This window comes from Salmonella enterica subsp. arizonae (assembly GCF_008692845.1).
Taxonomy (GTDB): domain Bacteria; phylum Pseudomonadota; class Gammaproteobacteria; order Enterobacterales; family Enterobacteriaceae; genus Salmonella; species Salmonella arizonae.
Genome location: NZ_VXJW01000003.1, coordinates 182,640 through 203,398 on the forward strand (window position 1 = coordinate 182,640; position 20,759 = coordinate 203,398).

The following is a 20,759-nucleotide window of genomic DNA, read 5'->3' on the forward strand; positions in this document are numbered from 1 at the left end:
GGTTCTTTTAAAAATCAGTCACAAGTAAGGTAGGGTTATGATTTCAGGCATTTTAGCATCCCCGGGTATCGCTTTCGGCAAAGCACTGCTGCTGAAAGAAGACGAAATCGTCATTGACCGGAAAAAAATTTCTGCCGACAAGGTTGATCAGGAAGTTGAACGTTTTCTGAGCGGTCGTGCCAAGGCATCTGCGCAACTGGAAGCGATCAAGACAAAAGCTGGTGAAACGTTCGGTGAAGAAAAAGAAGCCATCTTTGAAGGGCATATTATGCTGCTCGAAGATGAGGAGCTGGAACAGGAAATCATAGCCCTGATTAAAGATAAGCACATGACGGCTGACGCAGCCGCGCATGAAGTTATCGAAGGTCAGGCCACTGCCCTGGAAGAACTGGATGACGAATATCTAAAAGAACGTGCGGCTGACGTACGTGATATCGGTAAGCGCCTGCTGCGCAACATCCTGGGTCTTGCCATTATCGACCTGAGCGCGATTCAGGAAGAAGTTATCCTGGTGGCCGCCGATCTGACGCCGTCAGAAACCGCGCAGTTGAACCTGCAGAAAGTGCTGGGCTTCATCACCGATGCGGGTGGCCGTACTTCCCACACCTCTATCATGGCGCGTTCTCTGGAACTGCCGGCAATTGTGGGTACTGGTAGCGTCACCTCTCAAGTGAAAAACGGCGACTTTATTATTCTGGATGCCGTAAACAACCAGGTTTACGTCAACCCGACCAACGACGTTATTGAGCAACTGCGCGCTGTTCAGGAGCAGGTTGCCAGTGAAAAAGCGGAACTCGCTAAACTGAAAGATCTGCCTGCAATCACGCTGGATGGACATCAGGTAGAAGTTTGCGCCAACATTGGTACTGTTCGTGATGTTGAAGGCGCTGAGCGTAACGGCGCGGAAGGCGTTGGTCTGTATCGTACTGAATTCCTGTTCATGGATCGCGACGCGCTGCCGACGGAAGAAGAGCAGTTTGCCGCCTATAAAGCTGTGGCTGAAGCGTGTGGCTCGCAGGCAGTTATCGTCCGTACCATGGATATCGGCGGCGACAAAGAGTTGCCGTACATGAACTTCCCGAAAGAAGAAAACCCGTTCCTGGGCTGGCGCGCCGTGCGTATCGCCATGGATCGCAAAGAGATCCTGCGTGACCAGGTTCGCGCGATTTTGCGTGCCTCCGCTTTCGGTAAATTGCGCATTATGTTCCCGATGATCATCTCTGTTGAAGAAGTGCGTGCGCTGCGCAAAGAGATTGAAATCTATAAACAGGAACTGCGTGACGAAGGTAAAGCGTTTGACGAAAGCATTGAGATTGGCGTGATGGTGGAAACGCCGGCGGCGGCGACTATTGCGCGTCATTTAGCCAAAGAAGTTGATTTCTTTAGTATCGGCACCAATGATTTAACACAGTACACTCTGGCAGTTGACCGTGGTAATGATATGATTTCACATCTTTACCAGCCAATGTCACCGTCCGTACTGAACTTGATTAAGCAAGTTATTGATGCTTCTCATGCAGAAGGTAAATGGACTGGCATGTGTGGTGAGCTTGCAGGCGACGAACGTGCTACACTTCTGTTGCTGGGGATGGGTCTGGACGAATTCTCTATGAGCGCCATTTCTATCCCGCGCATTAAGAAGATTATCCGTAACACGAACTTCGAAGATGCGAAGGTGTTAGCAGAGCAGGCTCTTGCTCAACCGACAACGGACGAGTTAATGACGCTGGTTAACAAGTTCATTGAAGAAAAAACAATCTGCTAATCCACGAGATGCGGCCCAATTTACTGCTTAGGAGAAGATCATGGGTTTGTTCGATAAACTAAAATCTCTGGTTTCTGATGATAAAAAAGACACCGGAACTATTGAGATTGTTGCCCCGCTCTCTGGCGAGATCGTCAACATCGAAGACGTGCCGGATGTAGTTTTTGCCGAAAAAATCGTTGGTGATGGTATCGCTATCAAACCAACCGGTAACAAAATGGTCGCCCCTGTTGACGGTACCATCGGCAAAATCTTTGAAACCAACCATGCGTTCTCTATCGAATCCGATAGCGGCATTGAGCTGTTCGTTCACTTCGGTATCGACACCGTTGAGCTGAAAGGCGAAGGCTTCAAACGTATTGCTGAAGAAGGTCAGCGCGTGAAAGTTGGCGATCCGGTCATTGAGTTCGATCTGCCGTTGCTGGAAGAAAAAGCCAAGTCTACCCTGACTCCGGTTGTTATCTCCAACATGGATGAAATCAAAGAACTGATCAAACTGTCTGGTAGCGTGACCGTGGGTGAAACTCCGGTTATCCGCATTAAGAAGTAATTCTTGCCGCAGTGAAGAATGGCGCCGATTGGCGCCATTTTTTTATCCGTTGGCCTGATAAGCGTAGCCCATCAGGCCATTGCCGGATGGCGACGCAAGCGTCTTACCCGGCCTACGATTTTCGACCCCACGGTTTACAACGGTGAGGTGACCGGTCGGTAACATGCCTCACGCATCAGGATTTTCATTCCCTCCGGCCCGCTCTCCAGCAGCCGTCGCTCCGAATCCGCCACTAACAGTTCACAATCATAGCCACCCGCAATGCCAAACATCGCCCGCGCCACGCAGATATCTTCCAGCGCCTCTGTCCCGCTCGTTTCAAAATGCCCAACCATACGCCCCTGCTGGCGAACCACCAACCGATAACTCTTCATCGCGCCTCCCCTGCCGGTGGCAGAATTAACTCATCACAGCCACACCGTTGTGTCCAGGTCATGACCTCCAGCACGCGCTGCGCGGCATCTCTTGCCGCGTTCGTCAGATTTTTGCCCTGCACAATACCGCAGACCAGCTCGGCGCAGAAGAGATCGCCCGTCCCTTTTAACTCCGTCGCCACCCGTGGATGATCAAAGACCTCCACGGCCTGCGCGGTAACAACGGCAACCGTTATCGTCTCCAGAGATTCGCCCGGCGCGCTGGTAATGACTACCCATTTCAGCGTATCGGAAAGTAGCGATTGCGCCGCCGCCACCGCCTCTTCCAGCGTGCGGCATGGTTTACCACTCAGTATCTCCAGCTCGAACACGTTTGGCGTTAACCCCTGCGCCTGCGGCAGTAAATGTGTGCGATAGGCCTGAGGAATTTCCGCTTGCACATACATTCCGCTGTCGGTATCGCCAATAACCGGATCGACAAGAATACAGACCTCCGGATGCGAAGCCCGGACAGCCATTAACCACTCTGAGAGCAAGACAATTTGGTCTGCGCTGCCCATGTAACCCGTGGTTATCGCTTTTAATTCGCGTAACGCATCGCGCTCATTCAGCGCCGTAAGGTAGCCAGCAAACCATTCGGCAGGAAGAATGCCGCCATAAAACGTTTTATAGTGCGGGGTATTGCTGAACAGTACCGTCGGGACTGCCGTCACCCGTAGCCCCTGCGCTTTAATCGCCGGTACGGCAATGCTGTTGCCGACGCTGCCGTACACGACCTGTGACTGAACGGCGACAATGTCGGTTTGCAACGCCCGATGGTTGTCGTCAAAGAGCACTGACTGAATATCACTCTCTTGCCCCATAAAATTTTCCTCTCGCTGGACAGCAGGCTATCGCCTCACTATTATCGTCATATGCTAAAATTCATTTTGTCATAGGTCAATAATGATCAACGGAAAAACCGCCAGCGAAATTTTTAACAGCATTCGTCAACACATTACCGCTGGCACATTACGAGCGGAGGATTCGCTTCCACCGGTACGGGAGCTGGCGAGCGAATTAAAGGTGAACCGCAATACCGTCGCAGCAGCGTATAAACGGCTGATAACGGCGGGGCTGGCGCAAAGTTTAGGCCGCAATGGGACGGTGATTAAAGGCAGTCCGTCTCCCGTAGCGCTGGAAGGCGGCGATCCGCATACGCCTCTGCGCGACCTTTCCGGCGGCAATCCCGACCCGCAGCGCTTGCCCGACCTCAGCCGTTATTTTGCCCGACTCAGCCGCACGCCGCATCTATACGGCGATGCGCCCGTTTCACCCGAACTGCACGCGTGGGCGGTACGTTGGCTACAGGATGCTATGCCCGTCGCAGGCGAAATTGATATCACCAGCGGGGCTATCGACGCCATCGAAAGGCTGCTTTGCGCGCATCTGCTGCCGGGCGACAGCGTCGCGGTGGAAGATCCCTGCTTTTTAAGCAGTATCAATATGCTGCGTTATGCCGGTTTTAGCGCCAGCCCGGTCAGCGTAGATAGCGAAGGGATGCAGCCTGAAAAGCTGGAACAAGCGCTAAGCCAGGGCGCGCGGGCGGTTATTTTAACGCCGCGGGCGCACAACCCTACTGGCTGTAGCCTAAGCGCTCTCCGCGCCGCCGCGCTGCAAAATATCCTGGCGCGTTACCCTCAGATACTGGTCATTATCGACGATCACTTCGCCCTGCTTTCTTCATCGCCCTGGCAACCGGTGATTGCGCAGGCAACACAACACTGGGCGGTAATACGCTCCGTTTCCAAAACTCTCGGCCCCGATTTACGTCTCGCTATTATCGCCAGCGACAGCGCAACCTCGGCAAAACTTAGGCTGCGGCTAAATGCCGGTAGCCAGTGGGTCAGCCATCTGTTACAGGATCTGGTCTATGCTTGTCTGACCGACCCTGAGTATCAGCACAGGCTGACGCAAACGCGGCTGTTTTACGCCGCCCAGCAACAGAAACTGGCCTGCGCCCTACAACAGCATGGCATCGCCATTTCTCCCGGCGATGGCCTGAATGCCTGGCTCCCGCTGGAAACTCATAGCCAGGCGACTGCGTTTGCGCTAGCAAAATCCGGCTGGCTGGTACGCGAGGGAGAAGCCTTTGGCGTGAGCGCGTCGTCCCACGGTCTACGTATTACGCTGTCGACATTAAATGATAGTGAGATCAATATGCTGGCAGCTGATATCCATCAGGCGCTAAATCGCTAACAGGGGAAAATAACGTGCGAATTCATTTTGTTGTCCATGAGTCGTTTGAATCCACTGGCGCTTATCTGCAATGGGCTGAAGATCGCGGTTACGCCATTTCATGGTCGCGCGTCTATGCAGGAGAAGCGCTGCCGCTCAATGCCGATGGGTTCGATATGCTGGTTGTATTTGGCGGACACAGTCGCCGCGGACCACCCGCGAAGAGTGCCCGTATTTTGACTCTCGCGCCGAGCAGCATTTAATTAACCAGGCGATTACGGCCCGGCGAATGGTCATTGGCATCTGTCTTGGTTCGCAGCTCATTGGCGAGGCGCTGGGCGCCGCGGTGTGTCAAAGCCCGGAAAAAGAGATTGGTCACTACCCTATTACGCTCACTGAAGCCGGCCTGCGGCATCCATTTATCGACCACTTTGGTTCCCCGTTAACCGTCGGTCACTGGCACAACGATATGCCGGGACTCACCGATCAGGCGACAGTGCTGGCAGAAAGCGAAGGTTGCCCGCGTCAGATAGTGCAGTACGGCAATTTTATCTATGGCTTTCAGTGTCATATGGAATTTACCGTCGAGGCGGTTGAAGGGTTAATCCAGCATTCGCAGCAGGAACTGGCCGACGCGCAAGAGAAGCGTTTTATCCGTTCGGTCGCCGAGATGCGCACATAGAATTATCAGGAGATGAATAGAAAGCTGTGGCAGTTTCTCGATCGGTTGGTAGAGAACCATCAGCAATAACTTATATAACTACTGATGGCGCTATGCTTAACAGGCCTACAGTCGTGCTTCGTAAGCCTGATAAAACGCCATATAATATAGCGTTAAATTCCTGCCCCCTGGCTGAAGTGCTCTTCGCCAAACACGCCGGTAGACAGGTAACGGTCGCCGCGATCGCAGATAATCGCCACCACTAGCGCGCCAGGGTTGGCCTTCGCAATTCGAATCGCACCGGCTACCGCGCCGCCGGAACTCACGCCGCAAAAAATACCTTCACGCACCGCCAGCTCACGCATGGTATTTTCCGCCTCCTGCTGATGAATATCCAGCACCTCATCCACCAGCGGCGCACTGAAAATACCGGGCATATAGTCGGCAGGCCAGCGTCGAATACCCGGAATACAGCTTCCCTCTTCCGGCTGCAATCCGACGATAGTCACCGCTTTATCCTGCTCACGCAGAAAGCGCGAAACGCCGGTAATCGTACCGGTCGTGCCCATACTGGAAACAAAATGGGTGATCCGCCCTGCGGTTTGCCGCCAGATTTCCGGGCCGGTAGTCGCGTAGTGGGCGTAAGGATTATCAGGATTATTAAATTGATCGAGCAGTTTGCCCTCGCCACGTTCAGCCATGGATAGCGCCAGATCGCGCGCCCCTTCCATTCCCTGCTCTTTGGTGACCAGAACCAGTTCCGCGCCATACGCCCGCATTGCCGACCGTCGCTCCTGGCTCATGTTGTCCGGCATCAACAGTTTCATGCGGTAACCTTTCAGCGCGGCGATCATCGCCAGCGCAATCCCGGTGTTGCCGCTGGTCGCTTCAATCAGTACATCGCCCGGTTTAATTTCCCCACGCTTTTCCGCCTCAACGATCATTGACAGCGCCGCGCGATCTTTCACCGATCCTGCCGGATTATTGCCTTCCAGCTTGACCCAAATTTCACTGCCATTATCCGGCGTCATCCGCTGTAATTTTACCAACGGCGTATTGCCGATTGTTTGTTCTAATGTGTTCACGTTTTCTGTCCAACAAAATTCCCGGTGACGCTTCGCTTACCGGGCGAGAAACAGGAAAATTAACCTATCAAGCGGATTGCGCCAGAGCAAGCGCCTCATAAGGCTCAATACGCTCATCGCCGTGATATAAACGCGCGTGTTGCAGCCCGACAAACAGACGCTCGCCGCGCTGTGGGGCGTCATCGCCCGCCATCACCACCGTCAGCGGATCGTGATACCACCCCTGCGGCTGCACCACTAGCTGTGTATAGTGGCCCTTCGGGCTGGCCTCAATGACCTGTACCGGTAACGGAGAATCCAGACTGGTGCGGCGGCTGATATCCACCTCCCACGGACGCAGGAACAGATCGACCGGCCCCTGGTACGCGGGCGTATACCCCAACGGCCAGCGGTGTGCGCCCACGTGGAATTGTCCGCCGCGAATCGTTCCCTGGAGGCGGTTAACTTCCCCCATAAATTCCAGTACAAAGCGAGTAGACGGTTCACGCCACACCCGATCCGGCGCATCAGCCTGCTCGATATTGCCCTGACTCATCACCACCACCCGATCCGCCACTTCCGTCGCTTCTTCCTGATCGTGGGTAACAAAGACACTGGTAAATTTCAGCTCTTCATGCAGTTGGCGCAACCAGCGACGTAGTTCTTTACGTACCTGGGCATCCAGCGCGCCAAACGGTTCATCCAGCAGCAAAATTTGCGGTTCCACAGCGAGCGCGCGCGCCAGCGCCACGCGCTGTTTCTGTCCGCCGGAAAGCTGAGCGGGGAAGCGATCCGCCAGGTGCGCCAGTTGAACCATTTCAAGCAATTGCGTCACTTTTGTTTTAATCGCCGCCGCATTTGGACGTTCGCGTCGCGGCAGTACCGTCAGGCCGAAAGCAATATTGTCGAACACGGTCATATGACGAAACAGCGCATAATGCTGAAACACAAAGCCGACTTTACGCTCACGCGCGTGCAGGCGGCTGACGTCTGTACCGTGAAAGCGAATATGTCCGCTGCTCTGATGTTCCAGTCCGGCAATAATTCGCAGCAGCGTCGTTTTGCCGGAACCAGACGGCCCTAACAAGGCAACCATCTGACCGGAAGGAATATCCAGCGAGATATCATTCAGTACCAGGGTGCGACCAAACGATTTCTTAATTCTGGCGATCTCAATGCTCATGATTTTCCTCCTGTTGCGCGCGTTTTTCCTGATGTTCCAGACGCCATTGCAATATGCTCTTCAAAAACAGGGTAATAATCGCCATTAACGTCAACAATGCGGCGGCAGTAAAGGAACCGACGGTGTTGTAGTCCTGCTCCAGTAATTCAATCTGTAACGGTAGCGATAACGTTTCGCCGCGAATCGAGCCGGAAACCACCGACACCGCGCCAAACTCGCCAATCGCGCGGGCGTTGGTTAATACCACGCCGTACAAAAGCGCCCAGCGAATATTCGGCAACGTTACGCGACGGAACATTTGCCAGCCGGAGGCGCCCAGTAAAATCGCCGCCTCATCCTCCTGGCTGCCCTGACTGAGCATCACCGGCACCAGTTCGCGCACCACAAACGGACAGGTGACGAAAATAGTGACCAGTACCATCCCCGGCCAGGAGAACATAATTTGCAGATTATGTTCATCCAGCCAGCCGCCCAGCGGACCGTTGGAGCCGTAAAACAGCAGATAGACCAGACCCGCCACCACCGGCGAGACGGCAAAGGGAATATCCAGCAGAGTCAGCAGTAGCTGACGACCCGGAAAGTTAAAGCGCGTCACCAGCCACGCCAGCAAAATGCCGAACACCAGATTGACCGGTACCGCAATCAGGGCAATCAACACCGTCAGCCAGATGGCGTGCAGCATGTCCGGATCGGCCAGATTTTGCAGCACTGGCATTAGCCCTTTGCTGAACGCCTGCACGAAGATGTAGATCATCGGCACCAGCAGAATAAATGCCGAGACCAACATCCCGATGATAATCAGAAACCATTTTCCCCAGTTAATACGGGGGGCGTCATATCGCGTCAATTGAGTAACTTCCGCCATTAGTGACCTACCACGCGTCGGCCAAAGCGACTTTGTAACGTGTTAATCGAAAACAGTAGCAACAAGGATGCCGCAAGGATCACCGAGGCAATGGCGCTGGCGGCGGGATAGTCAAACTCCTGCAAACGTACAAAAATCATCAGCGAGGTCACTTCTGTTTTCCACGCGATATTCCCGGCGATAAAAATCACCGCGCCAAACTCGCCAAGGCTGCGGGTAAACGACAGGGCGATCCCCGCCACCAACGCAGGCGACAGCTCAGGCAGCACCACTTTGCGAAAACTTTGCAGGCGGGTGGCCCCCAGCGTTTGTGCCGCTTCTTCATATTCCGGCCCCAGTTCTTCCAGTACCGGCTGGACGGTACGCACCACAAATGGAATGCTGGTAAAGGCCATCGCCACCGCAATACCGAGCCAGGTATAGGTGACTTTGATATCAAACTGCGCGAGAAACTGCCCGTAAAAACCGTTCACCGAGAATAGCGAGGCCAGCGTTAACCCCGCTACTGCCGTCGGCAGGGCAAACGGCAGATCCATCAGCGCATCCAACAACGTGCGCCCAGGAAAACGATAACGAGTTAAAATCCACGCCATCAGCAGACCAAACACGCCGTTAAAAATCGACGCCACAAATGCCGCCAGCAGCGTCACTTTATAGGCGGCCACCACCTGCGGGTTGGTCACGACATCCCAGTATTGCGCCCAGCTCATTTGTGAAAGCTGCATCACCAGCGCGCTCAGCGGCAACAGCAGAATCAGGCAAACAAACAGCAAACTGGTGCCCAGGCTTAACGTAAAGCCGGGCAGCACGCGTCGGGAAGACATGGCAAGCATTACTTACGTCCCGCCGCCAGCAGTTTGTCCAGCTCGCCGCCGCTGGCAAAGTGGGTTTTCATCACTTCCGGCCAGGAACCAAACTTTTCTTCCACGCGGAACAATTCGGTCTGCGGGAATTTATCTGTCTGCTTACTCATGACTTCAGGGTTGTTCACGCGGTAGTAGTAATCGGTGATGATGGTCTGCGCCTGCGGAGTGTACAGGTAGTTCAGGTAAGCTTTGGCGGCTTTCTCTGTGCCGTTGGCCTTGACGTTTTTATCCACCCAGGCGACCGGGAACTCAGCAAGAATGTTCGTTTTCGGGATCACAACTTCAAATCCCTGGGCTTCATATTGTTTGCGGATGTTGTTCACTTCCGATTCAAAGCTAATCAGCACATCGCCCAGACCACGTTCAGCAAAGGTGGTAGTGGCGCCGCGACCGCCGGTATCAAACACTTCGACGTTTTTCAGAAACTGGGTCATAAACTGTTCGGTTTTAGCTTTGTCGCCGCCGTCCGCGTTATCCGCCGCTCCCCATGCCGCCAGATACGTGTAACGGGCGTTACCGGAGGTTTTCGGGTTAGGGAAAATCAACTTTACATCCGGTCGCACCAGATCATTCCAGTCGTGGATATTTTTCGGGTTTCCTTTGCGCACCAGAAACCCCATCGTGGAGTAGAACGGCGAACTATTGTTCGGCAGACGGCGTTGCCAGCCAGCCGGGAGCAGTTTGCCTTTGTCATGGAGAATTTGTACGTCAGTCACCTGATTATAGGTTACTACGTCTGCCTTCAGCCCCTGCAAAATCGCCAGCGCCTGTTTTGATGAGCCGGCATGAGATTGCTTAATCGTCAGCTTGTCACCGCCGTTGTCTTTCTCCCACTGCTGCTCAAAAGGCGGATTGAGGGCGGCAAACAACTCGCGGGAGACGTCGTAAGAGCTGTTCAGCAGTGCCAAAGCCTGTGCCTGACCGACCATTAACAGAGACGCCGCCAGCATCAGATAGCTTTTTTTCAGGAAGTTAACGGCCATTGCGCCCCTTATAAATTTAATGACTTTCTTATAGTCATCATATTTATAACGAGTGCAAAAGGCGTAACGGTTTTATATACCGTTTATTGATTTCAAAGTCGAAAAGGGAATAAGAGAATCCCTCCCCACGCTGAGTGAGGAGGAAACCGACATCAATCAGACGCCTACGCTCACGCTTTCAGGCAGGGTGCTGCCGCCATCAATGACGTTTTGCGTTCCGGTAAGATAGCTGGACTCATCGGAAGCCAGGAACGCCGCCAGCTCTCCTACTTCCAGCGGATCGGCAAGACGGCGTAGCGGAATGGCTTTTGCCATTTCAGTTAATACCGACTCCGGATCTTCAGGGTTAGACTGACGGGCAATGCTTTCCGCCATCGGCGTTCTTACATAACCGGGGCAGATAGCATTCACGCGAATACCGGACTGCGCATACTCCACCGCCAGCGATTTGGTTAAACCGACAATGGCGGCTTTCGACAACGCATAGGCCGTTTCGCCAGGGTCCGCCACCATATCTCCCGTGACGGAAGACATCATCACAATACGGCCATCTTTACGTTTGATCATCTCAGGCAGGACGGCTTTGGTCACGTTCCAGACGCCTTTAATATTAATATCAATGTGAAAATCGCGATCTTCTTCACTCATATCAAGGAAGTTGCCCAGACGGCATACGCCAGCGTTATTCACCAAAATATCAATTCTACCTTCAATCTCTTTAGCGCGCGCAACCGCCGCCTGCACCGAAGCAAAATCCCTGACGTCAGCCTTAACGGCAGTACAGCGGTGTCCGCGCCCGCCCAGTTCATCCGCCAGCTTTTCAATCTCATCGGAGATATCCAGCAAGATTAAGTTCGCGCCGTGGCGTGCGAATACGCGGACGATCCCTTCGCCGATGCCCTGTGATGCGCCCGTAACCAATGCTGTCTTGCCCGTGAGTTTACCCATTTTCAATGTCTCCTTTTGAATATGGAGTCTTACACTCCATTAACACTGAAAATACAGTAATATCAAATAAGTGCTGAGGAATAGCTCACTATTTAGGGAAACCCTGAGCAAAAACCGCTAGCTTCGATCCAAAAGCGTAATCAGTTCGCTGCTGCGTTCGATCATGCGAAGCGACTCTACGTCGTTCAATTGCACCATGCCGACGAAAAGCAGGTCGGTGACCGAGTTTTGCGCCGTTCGGGTAGACATAGACGAGCTGCGCCATTCCGTCTCGCCGGAAACGGTATCCAGCGTGTAATCCGCCAGCCGTCGCAGCGGAGAATCAGCCAATGAGGTAATCGCAATCACCGTCGCGCCCTGCTTACGGGCCGCCTCAGCGCAAAGCACAATCTCTTTTTTTGATCCGCTATAAGAAATGGCGATTTGCACATCTCCTTGCCGTAACGCTTGGGCAATCGTTGCCTGCACATGGGTGTCGACCTCGCAGGCAACGCGAAAACCTATTTTCATCAGCTTAAAGGATAAATCGCGCCCCACCAGGGCCGATCCTCCGACTCCGGTAATCTGAATGAGCGGAGCCTTACTGATAAGGTTAATCACCTGCTCCAGTCGCTCGTAATCCATCAGATTATAGGTCTCTTCAAGAGCGACAATTTTTTCCCTGTTCAGCTTACGGGCCATCATCTCCAGGCTGTCTTCACTGGTAATGGAGCTGTGCAAATGCACGGCCTTGTCCCGCTTCTTTTCACGACTGACGCTGTGTTCTTCAATGAGCGCCATTCGAAGTTCAGTGAACCCATTCGCCCCCAATTTTTGGGCAAATTTCACAATACTCGACTGGCTGATCTCCAACTGCTTCGCCATATTGCGGGAGGAAACCGTTTTCAATTCACCAACATGCGCCAGCAGGAAAGTGGCAATTTTCTGCTCGTTTTCCGTAAACTCGCCCTCTGCATTACGCATTTTCGCCAGATATAGCATCTCTCTTCCACTCCCGTAATCATGGAATCATTAATTCCAACGCACGTTCCGCAGGATAACACAAGCCTGGTTAGAATTTGATAGCCCTCACATTATTTGTATTACGATTCATTTATTCCGTTGAAAATTACACCAAGGAATATATGATTCCTTTTGTTGTTTATGGCAATGACGACATACACACTGAAAAAGGATAATCATAATGAAACTTACCCTGAAGTCTTTGGCAACCCTTACCCTCCTCGCCACCAGCGCCAGCCATGCGGCGGTGATCTATCAGGCGAACGATGGATCGAATATCGATCTTTACGGGCGTCTGGGCTTCAATATCTCTGATAAAAAAACAGGCGATACCTCAGGAGACTTTGATGCCCGTATCGGTTTTTCTGCCCGCCAGGCTATCAATGACAAGCTGGCGGTCATTGGTTTTACCCAATATCAGGTCAATGCCGCTGAATATGCCAACAACATCAGCGCGGAAGATCCCGATGATTTCACCGCCCGCTACGTCTGGGCAGGGATCGATTTTTCAGAATACGGTAAGCTGACCGGCGGACGCGTCTCATCCGGCCTTATCATGTTCACCGATATCGGAGATGTGTTCGCCAGCTCCGACGTTGCCATGGCCAGACAGGCTAACTTTGTTGATCCTACCGCCGTGCAGGTTTTCCGTCAGGACGGAACAATTCAATATCAGAACACCTTCGGAAACCTTGATTTTTCAACCGCCTATATTCTGGGTAATAACACCTCCGATCTGGATTACGGCTATAACGCCGCCCTGCGCTATACGCTGGATATGGGCGATTTTGGCCGCCTCCAGCCGGTCATTGCCGGTCAGACAGAGAAAGCGAGCCACGACAAAACTTCTGCGCAGTCGGATGACAACGCGGATAAGTACACTTTCTATGGTATCGGCACCCGCTACTATTTAGGTGATGTGATGCTCGGCCTGCTCGTTGCTCAGGATAAAGTGTCCTATCTCGACGGCTCGCCTGACAGTACCGACACAGATTACGAAGCGACCCTGGTCTGGAACGTCAGCCCGGACTGGGCACTCCGCACCGGCTATCGTCATCTTAAAAACGAAGACGGCGACAGCTTAAAACTTCGCGATACCACCTTTGAAGCGCAGTACAAACTTACCGTTCGCAGCTCCGTATTCGCCTCTTACTCATGGCGCAATGGCGAAAAAGGGACAAAACGCACCAATGGCAGCGACGTCTCCTTCGGCGGCAGCAACCCGGCGGATGACTATTTCCACCTTGGCTTACGTTACGAATTCTAATTCCCCTTTTTGGGAGAGCTTAACTATGAATAACTCTTTTATCCCCGCCGCCGCGCTGCTGTTTTGCAGCCAGGCCCTCGCCGCACCGCATCTTTTTATTGGCGATAACGTCAACGTTCTGGCGGCCCGTTCGGCAAAAGTCAGCATCTTTAGTAAAGATGTGGTTCTGCCAGATGGCGTCCAGAAAATGGTGGTGAAATTCGACAGCCCAGTAAACCCGGAGTCGGTAAACAATAATCGCGGGCGGGTGACCTCGAATCCCTATATCCTCTCGTTTAACGCGTCAGGCAATGTCGATATTCAACTCTCCGCGGGTAAACCGCTGGACGAAAAAGAAGCGAGTCAGATGGCGCAAAAGCCGGCCTTTACCCTCACCGCAGGCGGAAAACCAGTCCCGTTTGATATACAGATGCTCGACAGGGACAGTATCACCGTCTTCACTGACCTGAGCGCCATCGTCAACGAAGATAGCGTCATGATCCCGTCTCCAGCTCGTTCCACCGCCCCTGCGACCGCGCCTCTTGCGCACGATGAACTGTCTAAACTACAGCAACTGTATCTGAAAGCTGACGACACCCAGAAAAAAGCATTCCTGAAATGGGCGCTAAACCTGTAAAGCGAGAAATACCATGCAACTTGAAAACTTAATGACCGAAAGCGTCAACCGCGCGTCTCTGGAGATCGATCGGGTTTCTACCCTCGACATGTGCCGCATCATAAATAACGAAGATAAAACCGTTCCACTGGCAGTCGAAAAGGTGCTGCCGGCAATCGCTACGGCAATTGACGTCATTTATGCGCAGGTCAGCGCAGGAGGGCGGATGATTTATATCGGCGCAGGAACCTCCGGACGTTTGGGGATCCTCGATGCCAGCGAATGCCCTCCTACCTATGGCGTCTCCCCGGGGTTGGTTATCGGGTTAATCGCCGGCGGCGAGCAGGCCATCCAGCACGCTATTGAAGGCGCGGAAGACGACGGCGAAGGTGGGGAGAACGATCTGCAACACATCGCCTTAAATGAAAACGATGTGGTGATTGGCATTGCCGCCAGCGGGCGTACGCCGTATGTCATTGCCGGCCTGGAATATGCGCGTTCCCTCGGCTGCAGGACGGTAGGCATTTCCTGCAATCCGGGGAGCGCGGTCGCTAACGCTGCGGAGATTGCCATCACGCCGGTGGTAGGTCCCGAAGTGGTTAGCGGCTCATCGCGTATGAAAGCAGGCACCGCGCAAAAGTTAATTCTCAACATGCTGTCTACCGGCTTGATGATTAAATCCGGCAAGGTATTCGGCAATCTGATGGTTGATGTGGTCGCTACCAACGAAAAGCTCCATCTCCGTCAGATCACGATTGTGAAAAATGCGACGGGCTGCACGCGCCAGGAGGCGGAGGCCGCACTCAGCGCCTGTGGTCGCCACTGCAAAACCGCTATTGTCATGCTACTGAAAAACCTCAACGCAGCGGAAGCGAGTTTGCGTCTTGAGCAACATGGCGGCTTCATTCGCCAGGTATTGGAAAAGGAATAAAGTGAATGGCAAAAGAAATCAGCAACGATCTTCTGAAGGCAATTCTCGCCCGGGTTGGCGGCCCGGCAAATATTGCCACCTGCGGGAACTGTATGACCCGTTTACGCCTGTCGGTACACGATAGCACTCAGGTCGATCCGGCAATCAGAACTCTTGAAGGCGTCAAAGGCGTTGTGCTTTCCGATAACCAGGTACAGGTCATTTTTGGCCCAGGAAAAGCCCAGCGGGCGGCAGACGCAATGAATGCGCTGTTGGCCAATAGCGGCGAGACGTTGATGCAGGCGGCAGATATTGCCGCCAAAACGAAAAGCCAGCTAAAAGCGAAACAAACCTCGGGGGTTCAGCAATTTCTGTCAAAATTCGCCACTATTTTTACCCCGTTGATTCCGGGCTTTATTGCTGCCGGCCTGCTGCTGGGGATCGCCACGCTTATCGGCACGGTCATGCATCTTCCCGCCGATGCGCAGGGGATGCTGGCAGACGCTCTTAATCTTATGAAAGTGTTCAGTAAAGGGCTCTTCACCTTCCTGGTGATTCTGATTGGCTATAACGCCGCACAAGCGTTCGGCGGTACAGGGGTCAACGGCGCCATCATCGCCTCGTTGTTCCTGCTGGGGTACAACCCCGCGGCAACTACCGGCTATTTCTCCGGGATTCAGGATTTCTTTGGTTTACCTATCGATCCGCGCGGCAACATTATCGGCGTCCTGATCGCTGCCTGGGCCAGCGCGCGTATTGAATGCATCATCCGCCGTTTTATGCCAGACGATCTGGATATGCTATTAACATCGATGTTAACCCTGCTGGTCACCGCCGCACTGGCCTATCTGATCATCATGCCGCTCGGCGGCTGGCTGTTTGAGGGGATGTCATGGCTCTTTATTCACCTCAACAGTAACCCGCTCGGATGCGCCGTGCTGGCCGGGCTGTTTCTGGTCTCGGTGGTATTTGGCGTTCATCAAGGCTTTATCCCCGTCTATCTGGCGTTAATGAGCAGTCAGGGATTCAATAGTCTGTTCCCCATTCTTTCAATGGCGGGCGCAGGACAGGTTGGCGCAGCGCTGGCGCTCTACTGGCGGGCAGAAAGACACAGCGCGTTACGCAGTCAGGTGCGCGGGGCGATTATTCCCGGGCTTCTGGGTGTGGGAGAACCGCTAATTTATGGCGTTACGCTGCCGCGCATGAAGCCGTTTATCACCGCCTGTCTCGGCGGCGCTGCCGGTGGGCTTTTCATCGGCCTGGTGGCCTGGTCAGGTTTACCGATGGGGTTAAACAGCGCCTTTGGCCCATCCGGTTTGGTTGCGCTGCCGTTGATGACCTCCGCGCAGGGTATTTTGCCCGCCATGGCGGTTTATGCCGCCGGAATGGCGATCTCTTATCTTGGCGGTTTTATTTTTACCGTTCTGTTTGGCTGCCGCAATGTGAATCTGGACTAAGATCATGAACATAAAACTACTTTTTGCATCACTGCTGGCGTTTAGTTGTGCCGCCAGCGCGACATCCTACCCCGTGTTGACTGAAAGCACGCCGGAAAAGGTAGGACTGAATATTGAGCGGCTTAACAGGCTGGAGAGCTGGATTGCCCAGCAGGTCGACGCGGGTTATCCCAGCGTGAATCTGCTGATTATTAAAGACAATCATATTGTCTACCGTAAGGCCTGGGGCGACGCGAAGAAATATGATGGTAACACTCTGATGCGTCAGCCAATCAAAGCGACTACCGAGACCCTGTACGATCTGGCGTCCAACAGCAAAATGTACGCCACCAACTTCGCGCTACAAAAACTGATGTCAGAAGGCAAATTAAAGCCGGACGATCTTATCTCAAAATACATTCCCGGCTTTGTCGATCGTCCGGGGGAGGCGATCAAAGGGAAAAGCATGCTGAGGGTTGCAGATCTGCTGCATCACTCCGGGGGATTTCCCGCCGACCCGCAATACCCCAATAAAACGGTTGCCGGTGAGCTCTATTCCCAGGATAAATCGACCACGCTTGAGATGATCAAGCGTACGCCGCTAGAGTACCGGCCCGGCACTCAACATATCTATAGCGATGTGGATTATATGCTGCTTGGCTTTATCGTTGAGGCCGTCACCGGACAACCGCTAGATCGCTACGTCGAAGAAGCCATTTATCGCCCCCTCGGGTTAACGCACACGGTCTTCAACCCGCTTAAGAAAGGGTTTCAGCCGCAGCAGATCGCCGCGACGGAGCTGAACGGTAACACTCGTGACGGGATAATTCATTTCCCGAATATCCGTACCACCACGGTATGGGGTCAGGTGCACGATGAGAAAGCATTCTACTCTATGGGCGGCGTGTCAGGGCATGCGGGACTGTTTTCAAATACCGCCGATATTGCAGTATTAATGCAAACGATGCTCAATGGTGGCAGCTACGGTAACGTAACGCTATTCAGCCCTGAAACGGTGAAGATGTTCACCCGACGTTCGCCTGAGGATGCTACGTTTGGCCTTGGCTGGCGGGTAAACGGCAATGCGTCGATGACCAGCACATTTGGGACGCTGGCAAGCGCCGAGGCTTACGGTCATACCGGATGGACTGGTACGCTAACGGTGATCGACCCGGTAAACCATATGGCGATTGTGATGCTAAGCAACAAGCCCCACTCGCCTGTCGCCGATCCGCAAAAAAATCCCAATATGTTTAAAAGTGGCCTGATGCCTGTGGCCACTTACGGTTGGGTAGTCGATCAGATATATGCGGCGTTAAAATAGCCAGTTTCGCTGAAGGCGCATCACTGACAGTGCCTTCAGTTCCCTCTTCATGACCATCACAGCGCCAGCAGACGATCCAGCGACGGCGCAAAATAGTAGCCGCCGGTCACCGGTTTGGTGAAGCGCAGCATCGCGTCGCGTTTACCATCGGTATCGCCGAACATACTCAGAAGCTGCTGTTCGATATTATGCAGGCGCGCGCAGTAAGCGCAAAAATAGAGACCGTGCGTACCGCTGGCAGTGCCGTATGGCAGGCTCTGGCGCACAATCTTCAGCCCTTTGCCCTCTTCTTTCAGATCCACGCGGCTCAGGTGGGACGTTGCCGGGCGCGAATCACCATCGATTTCTTCATTAGCCTCTTTGGTACGACCGATCATCATCTCCTGATCGTGAATACTCATCCGGTTAAGCTGCTTGAGATTGTGTTCCCAACGCTGCACGAACACATAACTGCCGCCGGCATCCACACCATCTTTGATTACCGCCACTTCACGGCGCGTCTCTTCGCCCGCCGGATTCTCTGTCCCGTCGACAAAGCCGCTCAGGTCGCGTTCTTCCACCCAACGGAAGCCGTGAACTTCTTCTTTCACATCGATGCAATCGCCAAAGGCTTCCATCGCCGCCTGGGCAACAGAAAAATTCACATCGTGGCGCAGGGAAAGAATGTGGATCAGCACATCATACTGCGTGGCTGGCGCCAGCCCTTTACCATAAGGGATAAAGTCTTTCAGTTCTTCCGCCCCGACGCCACCGCTCAGGGCGCGCCAGGTATTGTTGCCAAACGCCACAACAGCGCCCAGATTGGCATCCGGAAATTTCACTTCGAAGGTCGCCAGTTTATCGGCAAACGTTCTGCTGGCTGCGCGCAGGGCATCCACGTCGCCTTTCACATTAGCTTCAATCCAAATTGCCGCACGGCAATGTTCCGGCAAAATGCCGCTTTGAACCTGAGACATGATTCCTCCTGAAAATGAGAATGCCACGCAGTCGTGGCATTAATGGAGGCTATTTTACCTTGTTTTTAAGCGAAGCGGTTTGTTCAGACGCAAATTAACGACGCCAGATGATTTTGCGCACGACCCAGTTTTTTAAGGCGTCATCTGAAGGCATTAAGCCTTCCGGCCCGCTCCACTCGCCAGAGAAAACATAACTAATATGCTGACTTCCCTCAGCTTTGCATTCGACGTTGGTATGACTATCGCTGGAAGCTGATTCGCAGTGACCAAAGGCTTTGCTGTAAAGGTCGCTAAACGGTGTACCGATTTTGACACCCGCAGCGGAGGGGATATCGCTGTCCAGCACATCGATACGGCTCACGGTCCCCTGCTCGCCGTTAATCACCATCGCGACGTTGTCGCCCTTCATCGCTTCAAAAAAGCGCACCACGTTGCCGTTATCGGTTTTCATGCCGCTACGCAGGCGATAATCGCCATCTAATGCCTCTGCAATAGCCTGCTTTTCCAGCGGCGTGGCGGCTGTCAGCTCTCCCACGCCTTGCTCAGTGACTTTTGTCGAGGAACCAAACCAGTTCCACGGATTTGCGGCAGACCAGTTGACCGATGAGAGCGTCGAACAACCGGTCAACGCCAGCGGCAGCGCGAGTAAAGTCAAACGCAGCGATTTCATCTCACTTCCTTTCTTTATTAATCAACGTTGGTTGGAGTGCGGGTTAACCAAAAAGTGCCGTTATTCTTTTCCGGAGACAAAACAGGCGCGGCAACGACGGTGAGTGACCAGCCAGATAAGCGCGACGATATCCACTACAAAAAGCGCCATCCCAGCGCCATTAACCGATTCCCCAGACAGCCATAACGCAGGTTGCCAGCAAAGCAATACCAGTTGCGCCAGAATGAGCCATCCTCGTAGCATACGCCACATCCCAGGAAATGCTTCACGCCGCCCGCTGAGTAAAAACGCCACTACCGCCGGAACGCCAGGCAACAGTCCCAGCCAAAAATTATCATGGTCGGGGTAAAAAAAGTTTAACAAAGTATTACCTTGTTCACGGGATGAACCGGCAATGACAAAGAGTATCCATGCGCGCGCCTGAAGTAGCAGCACGCACCAGAAGAGAAACGGCAGACGTAAACGTCCGTGTACGTCATAATCGGCTGGATGAAACTCAGTACTCTTCATCTTCAATCAGACGTTTACCCAGACTCAGAGCGTCAGAATGCTCATATCCCAGACGTTCATACATGCCCAACACAACGTCATTATCATCACGCACCATAATTTGGATTTTCGGACAACCACGGGCGATGAGTTTTTTTTCCAGTCGGTTAAGCAGCGCATTCGCAATACCGCGCCCGCGGAACTCTGGGTGAACACCCAGGTAATACGCCGAGCCGCGATGCCCGTCGTAACCGCCCATTACCGTACCGACAACTTCGCCGCTAACTTCCGCAACGAGAAACAAGCTGACATCGTGATTCACCTTGCGTTCAATATCCATTTCAGGATCGTTCCATGGACGCAGCAGATCGCAACGCTCCCAGAGGGTGATCACCTCTTCGAAATCTTCCTGGCGAAAAACACGTATTTCCATGGTATTCGTTGCCTTTTCGGGTGGAAAAACCAAGATTATGGCGCAAACATCTGATTCAGCCAATATCTGACGCGATGCAGCAGAAAAAATGGCATAATGGCGATGTGTCACGTATTGAAATTAAAAGTAAAACAATTCTCATCATCAGCCATCGTAACGGATTACGCGATACGATATAACGTCTTGAACTTAATTTTCACA

21 protein-coding genes and 1 pseudogene are annotated in these 20,759 nt (G+C 53.2%); 9 read left to right on the top strand and 13 right to left on the bottom strand.

From position 1 onward, the window contains the following. The first annotated feature begins 37 nt into the window (after positions 1 to 37). Together ptsI and crr are read left to right on the top strand one after the other, a co-directional pair. Positions 38 to 1,765 (top strand): phosphoenolpyruvate-protein phosphotransferase PtsI, encoded by a 1,728-nt coding sequence (gene ptsI / locus F4V61_RS08095; RefSeq protein WP_000623116.1) that lies wholly within the window; start codon positions 38 to 40, stop codon positions 1,763 to 1,765. 40 nt (positions 1,766 to 1,805) lie between these two features. Further along, complete coding sequence (gene crr, locus F4V61_RS08100) at positions 1,806 to 2,315, top strand: PTS glucose transporter subunit IIA (protein WP_000522253.1); 510 nt, start codon at positions 1,806 to 1,808, stop codon at positions 2,313 to 2,315. A 134-nt stretch (positions 2,316 to 2,449) separates the two neighbouring features. Here the strand turns inward: crr and F4V61_RS08105 are convergent, their stop codons facing one another. Beyond that, complete coding sequence (locus F4V61_RS08105) at positions 2,450 to 2,689, bottom strand: hypothetical protein (RefSeq protein ID WP_000844548.1); 240 nt, start codon at positions 2,687 to 2,689, stop codon at positions 2,450 to 2,452. Continuing rightward, positions 2,686 to 3,552 (bottom strand): pyridoxine/pyridoxal/pyridoxamine kinase, encoded by an 867-nt coding sequence (pdxK, locus tag F4V61_RS08110; protein ID WP_079827489.1) that lies wholly within the window; start codon positions 3,550 to 3,552, stop codon positions 2,686 to 2,688. Before pdxK ends, F4V61_RS08105 begins: the two co-directional genes overlap by 4 nt. An 82-nt stretch (positions 3,553 to 3,634) precedes the next feature. Between pdxK and ptsJ the strand changes: the two genes are divergently transcribed. Then, on the top strand, positions 3,635 to 4,927 hold the full coding sequence (gene ptsJ / locus F4V61_RS08115) for a transcriptional regulator PtsJ (RefSeq protein WP_038395015.1): 1,293 nt from the start codon (positions 3,635 to 3,637) through the stop codon (positions 4,925 to 4,927). A gap of 14 nt (positions 4,928 to 4,941) precedes the next feature. After that, positions 4,942 to 5,657 (top strand): annotated as a pseudogene (locus tag F4V61_RS08120) (type 1 glutamine amidotransferase). Positions 5,658 to 5,740: 83 nt separating this feature from the next. On the opposite strand, the gene cysM reads toward F4V61_RS08120, so the two are convergent. From cysM to murR, 7 genes are all read right to left on the bottom strand, one after another. Further along, a complete protein-coding gene (gene cysM, locus F4V61_RS08125; RefSeq protein ID WP_001093893.1) occupies positions 5,741 to 6,652 on the bottom strand; it encodes a cysteine synthase CysM in 912 nt (303 codons plus the stop codon). Positions 6,653 to 6,719: 67 nt separating this feature from the next. Next, a complete protein-coding gene (gene cysA / locus F4V61_RS08130; protein WP_058819480.1) occupies positions 6,720 to 7,814 on the bottom strand; it encodes a sulfate/thiosulfate ABC transporter ATP-binding protein CysA in 1,095 nt (364 codons plus the stop codon). Then, positions 7,804 to 8,679: a sulfate/thiosulfate ABC transporter permease CysW gene (gene cysW / locus F4V61_RS08135; protein ID WP_079827487.1), complete on the bottom strand. Its 876-nt coding sequence runs from the start codon at positions 8,677 to 8,679 to the stop codon at positions 7,804 to 7,806. Before cysW ends, cysA begins: the two co-directional genes overlap by 11 nt. Continuing rightward, positions 8,679 to 9,512, bottom strand: coding sequence for a sulfate/thiosulfate ABC transporter permease CysT (gene cysT / locus F4V61_RS08140; protein WP_000880643.1), 834 nt, complete (start codon positions 9,510 to 9,512; stop codon positions 8,679 to 8,681). Before cysT ends, cysW begins: the two co-directional genes overlap by 1 nt. Further along, positions 9,512 to 10,528, bottom strand: a complete 1,017-nt coding sequence (locus F4V61_RS08145) for a sulfate ABC transporter substrate-binding protein (RefSeq protein WP_000290194.1) — start codon at positions 10,526 to 10,528, stop codon at positions 9,512 to 9,514. Before F4V61_RS08145 ends, cysT begins: the two co-directional genes overlap by 1 nt. Positions 10,529 to 10,684: 156 nt before the next feature. After that, entirely contained in the window at positions 10,685 to 11,476 is a 792-nt protein-coding gene (ucpA, locus tag F4V61_RS08150; RefSeq protein WP_038395008.1) for an SDR family oxidoreductase UcpA, read from the bottom strand. A gap of 117 nt (positions 11,477 to 11,593) precedes the next feature. Continuing rightward, positions 11,594 to 12,457 carry an HTH-type transcriptional regulator MurR gene (gene murR, locus F4V61_RS08155; protein ID WP_000966078.1) on the bottom strand — a complete coding sequence of 288 codons (864 nt, stop codon included), beginning with the start codon at positions 12,455 to 12,457 and terminating at the stop codon, positions 11,594 to 11,596. A 202-nt stretch (positions 12,458 to 12,659) separates the two neighbouring features. On the opposite strand from murR, the gene F4V61_RS08160 reads away from it, so the two are divergent. Genes F4V61_RS08160 through pbp4b form a run of 5 tightly spaced genes read left to right on the top strand, consistent with a single transcriptional unit; the run spans position 12,660 to position 18,010 of the window. Beyond that, positions 12,660 to 13,745 (top strand): porin, encoded by a 1,086-nt coding sequence (locus tag F4V61_RS08160; RefSeq protein WP_079827486.1) that lies wholly within the window; start codon positions 12,660 to 12,662, stop codon positions 13,743 to 13,745. 25 nt (positions 13,746 to 13,770) lie between these two features. Beyond that, positions 13,771 to 14,361, top strand: a complete 591-nt coding sequence (locus F4V61_RS08165) for a DUF2057 family protein (RefSeq protein ID WP_079827485.1) — start codon at positions 13,771 to 13,773, stop codon at positions 14,359 to 14,361. 13 nt (positions 14,362 to 14,374) lie between these two features. Beyond that, positions 14,375 to 15,271 (top strand): N-acetylmuramic acid 6-phosphate etherase, encoded by an 897-nt coding sequence (gene murQ / locus F4V61_RS08170; protein ID WP_058819477.1) that lies wholly within the window; start codon positions 14,375 to 14,377, stop codon positions 15,269 to 15,271. Between the two features lie 5 nt (positions 15,272 to 15,276). Next, on the top strand, positions 15,277 to 16,707 hold the full coding sequence (gene murP, locus F4V61_RS08175) for a PTS N-acetylmuramic acid transporter subunit IIBC (protein ID WP_001040436.1): 1,431 nt from the start codon (positions 15,277 to 15,279) through the stop codon (positions 16,705 to 16,707). A 4-nt stretch (positions 16,708 to 16,711) separates the two neighbouring features. Continuing rightward, on the top strand, positions 16,712 to 18,010 hold the full coding sequence (gene pbp4b, locus F4V61_RS08180; RefSeq protein ID WP_001022325.1) for a penicillin binding protein PBP4B: 1,299 nt from the start codon (positions 16,712 to 16,714) through the stop codon (positions 18,008 to 18,010). Positions 18,011 to 18,066: 56 nt separating this feature from the next. On the opposite strand, the gene F4V61_RS08185 is transcribed toward pbp4b, so the two are convergent. The 4 genes from F4V61_RS08185 to F4V61_RS08200 form a co-directional block, all read right to left on the bottom strand. Continuing rightward, positions 18,067 to 18,966 carry a Dyp-type peroxidase gene (locus F4V61_RS08185; protein WP_038394999.1) on the bottom strand — a complete coding sequence of 300 codons (900 nt, stop codon included), beginning with the start codon at positions 18,964 to 18,966 and terminating at the stop codon, positions 18,067 to 18,069. Positions 18,967 to 19,060: 94 nt separating this feature from the next. Further along, complete coding sequence (locus tag F4V61_RS08190; protein ID WP_038394997.1) at positions 19,061 to 19,636, bottom strand: RpoE-regulated lipoprotein; 576 nt, start codon at positions 19,634 to 19,636, stop codon at positions 19,061 to 19,063. Between the two features lie 60 nt (positions 19,637 to 19,696). Then, positions 19,697 to 20,146 carry a DUF2919 domain-containing protein gene (locus F4V61_RS08195; RefSeq protein ID WP_000842930.1) on the bottom strand — a complete coding sequence of 150 codons (450 nt, stop codon included), beginning with the start codon at positions 20,144 to 20,146 and terminating at the stop codon, positions 19,697 to 19,699. Further along, entirely contained in the window at positions 20,133 to 20,558 is a 426-nt protein-coding gene (locus F4V61_RS08200) for a GNAT family acetyltransferase (RefSeq protein WP_000406008.1), read from the bottom strand. The genes F4V61_RS08195 and F4V61_RS08200 overlap by 14 nt, the downstream gene beginning before the upstream one ends. Between the last annotated feature and the right edge of the window lie 201 nt (positions 20,559 to 20,759).

Excerpts from the sequence above, each read along its gene's own strand:
- F4V61_RS08195 (WP_000842930.1), bottom strand. The coding sequence starts at position 20,146 with ATGAAGAGTACTGAGTTTCATCCAGCCGATTATGACGTACACGGACGT.
- F4V61_RS08185 (WP_038394999.1), bottom strand. The coding sequence starts at position 18,966 with ATGTCTCAGGTTCAAAGCGGCATTTTGCCGGAACATTGCCGTGCGGCA.
- pdxK (WP_079827489.1), bottom strand. The coding sequence starts at position 3,552 with ATGGGGCAAGAGAGTGATATTCAGTCAGTGCTCTTTGACGACAACCAT.
- ucpA (WP_038395008.1), bottom strand. The coding sequence starts at position 11,476 with ATGGGTAAACTCACGGGCAAGACAGCATTGGTTACGGGCGCATCACAG.
- F4V61_RS08190 (WP_038394997.1), bottom strand. The coding sequence starts at position 19,636 with ATGAAATCGCTGCGTTTGACTTTACTCGCGCTGCCGCTGGCGTTGACC.
- F4V61_RS08200 (WP_000406008.1), bottom strand. The coding sequence starts at position 20,558 with ATGGAAATACGTGTTTTTCGCCAGGAAGATTTCGAAGAGGTGATCACC.
- ptsI (WP_000623116.1), top strand. The coding sequence starts at position 38 with ATGATTTCAGGCATTTTAGCATCCCCGGGTATCGCTTTCGGCAAAGCA.
- F4V61_RS08105 (WP_000844548.1), bottom strand. The coding sequence starts at position 2,689 with ATGAAGAGTTATCGGTTGGTGGTTCGCCAGCAGGGGCGTATGGTTGGG.
- crr (WP_000522253.1), top strand. The coding sequence starts at position 1,806 with ATGGGTTTGTTCGATAAACTAAAATCTCTGGTTTCTGATGATAAAAAA.
- cysW (WP_079827487.1), bottom strand. The coding sequence starts at position 8,679 with ATGGCGGAAGTTACTCAATTGACGCGATATGACGCCCCCCGTATTAAC.
- murP (WP_001040436.1), top strand. The coding sequence starts at position 15,277 with ATGGCAAAAGAAATCAGCAACGATCTTCTGAAGGCAATTCTCGCCCGG.
- pbp4b (WP_001022325.1), top strand. The coding sequence starts at position 16,712 with ATGAACATAAAACTACTTTTTGCATCACTGCTGGCGTTTAGTTGTGCC.
- cysT (WP_000880643.1), bottom strand. The coding sequence starts at position 9,512 with ATGCTTGCCATGTCTTCCCGACGCGTGCTGCCCGGCTTTACGTTAAGC.
- F4V61_RS08165 (WP_079827485.1), top strand. The coding sequence starts at position 13,771 with ATGAATAACTCTTTTATCCCCGCCGCCGCGCTGCTGTTTTGCAGCCAG.
- murQ (WP_058819477.1), top strand. The coding sequence starts at position 14,375 with ATGCAACTTGAAAACTTAATGACCGAAAGCGTCAACCGCGCGTCTCTG.
- F4V61_RS08160 (WP_079827486.1), top strand. The coding sequence starts at position 12,660 with ATGAAACTTACCCTGAAGTCTTTGGCAACCCTTACCCTCCTCGCCACC.
- murR (WP_000966078.1), bottom strand. The coding sequence starts at position 12,457 with ATGCTATATCTGGCGAAAATGCGTAATGCAGAGGGCGAGTTTACGGAA.
- ptsJ (WP_038395015.1), top strand. The coding sequence starts at position 3,635 with ATGATCAACGGAAAAACCGCCAGCGAAATTTTTAACAGCATTCGTCAA.
- F4V61_RS08145 (WP_000290194.1), bottom strand. The coding sequence starts at position 10,528 with ATGGCCGTTAACTTCCTGAAAAAAAGCTATCTGATGCTGGCGGCGTCT.
- cysA (WP_058819480.1), bottom strand. The coding sequence starts at position 7,814 with ATGAGCATTGAGATCGCCAGAATTAAGAAATCGTTTGGTCGCACCCTG.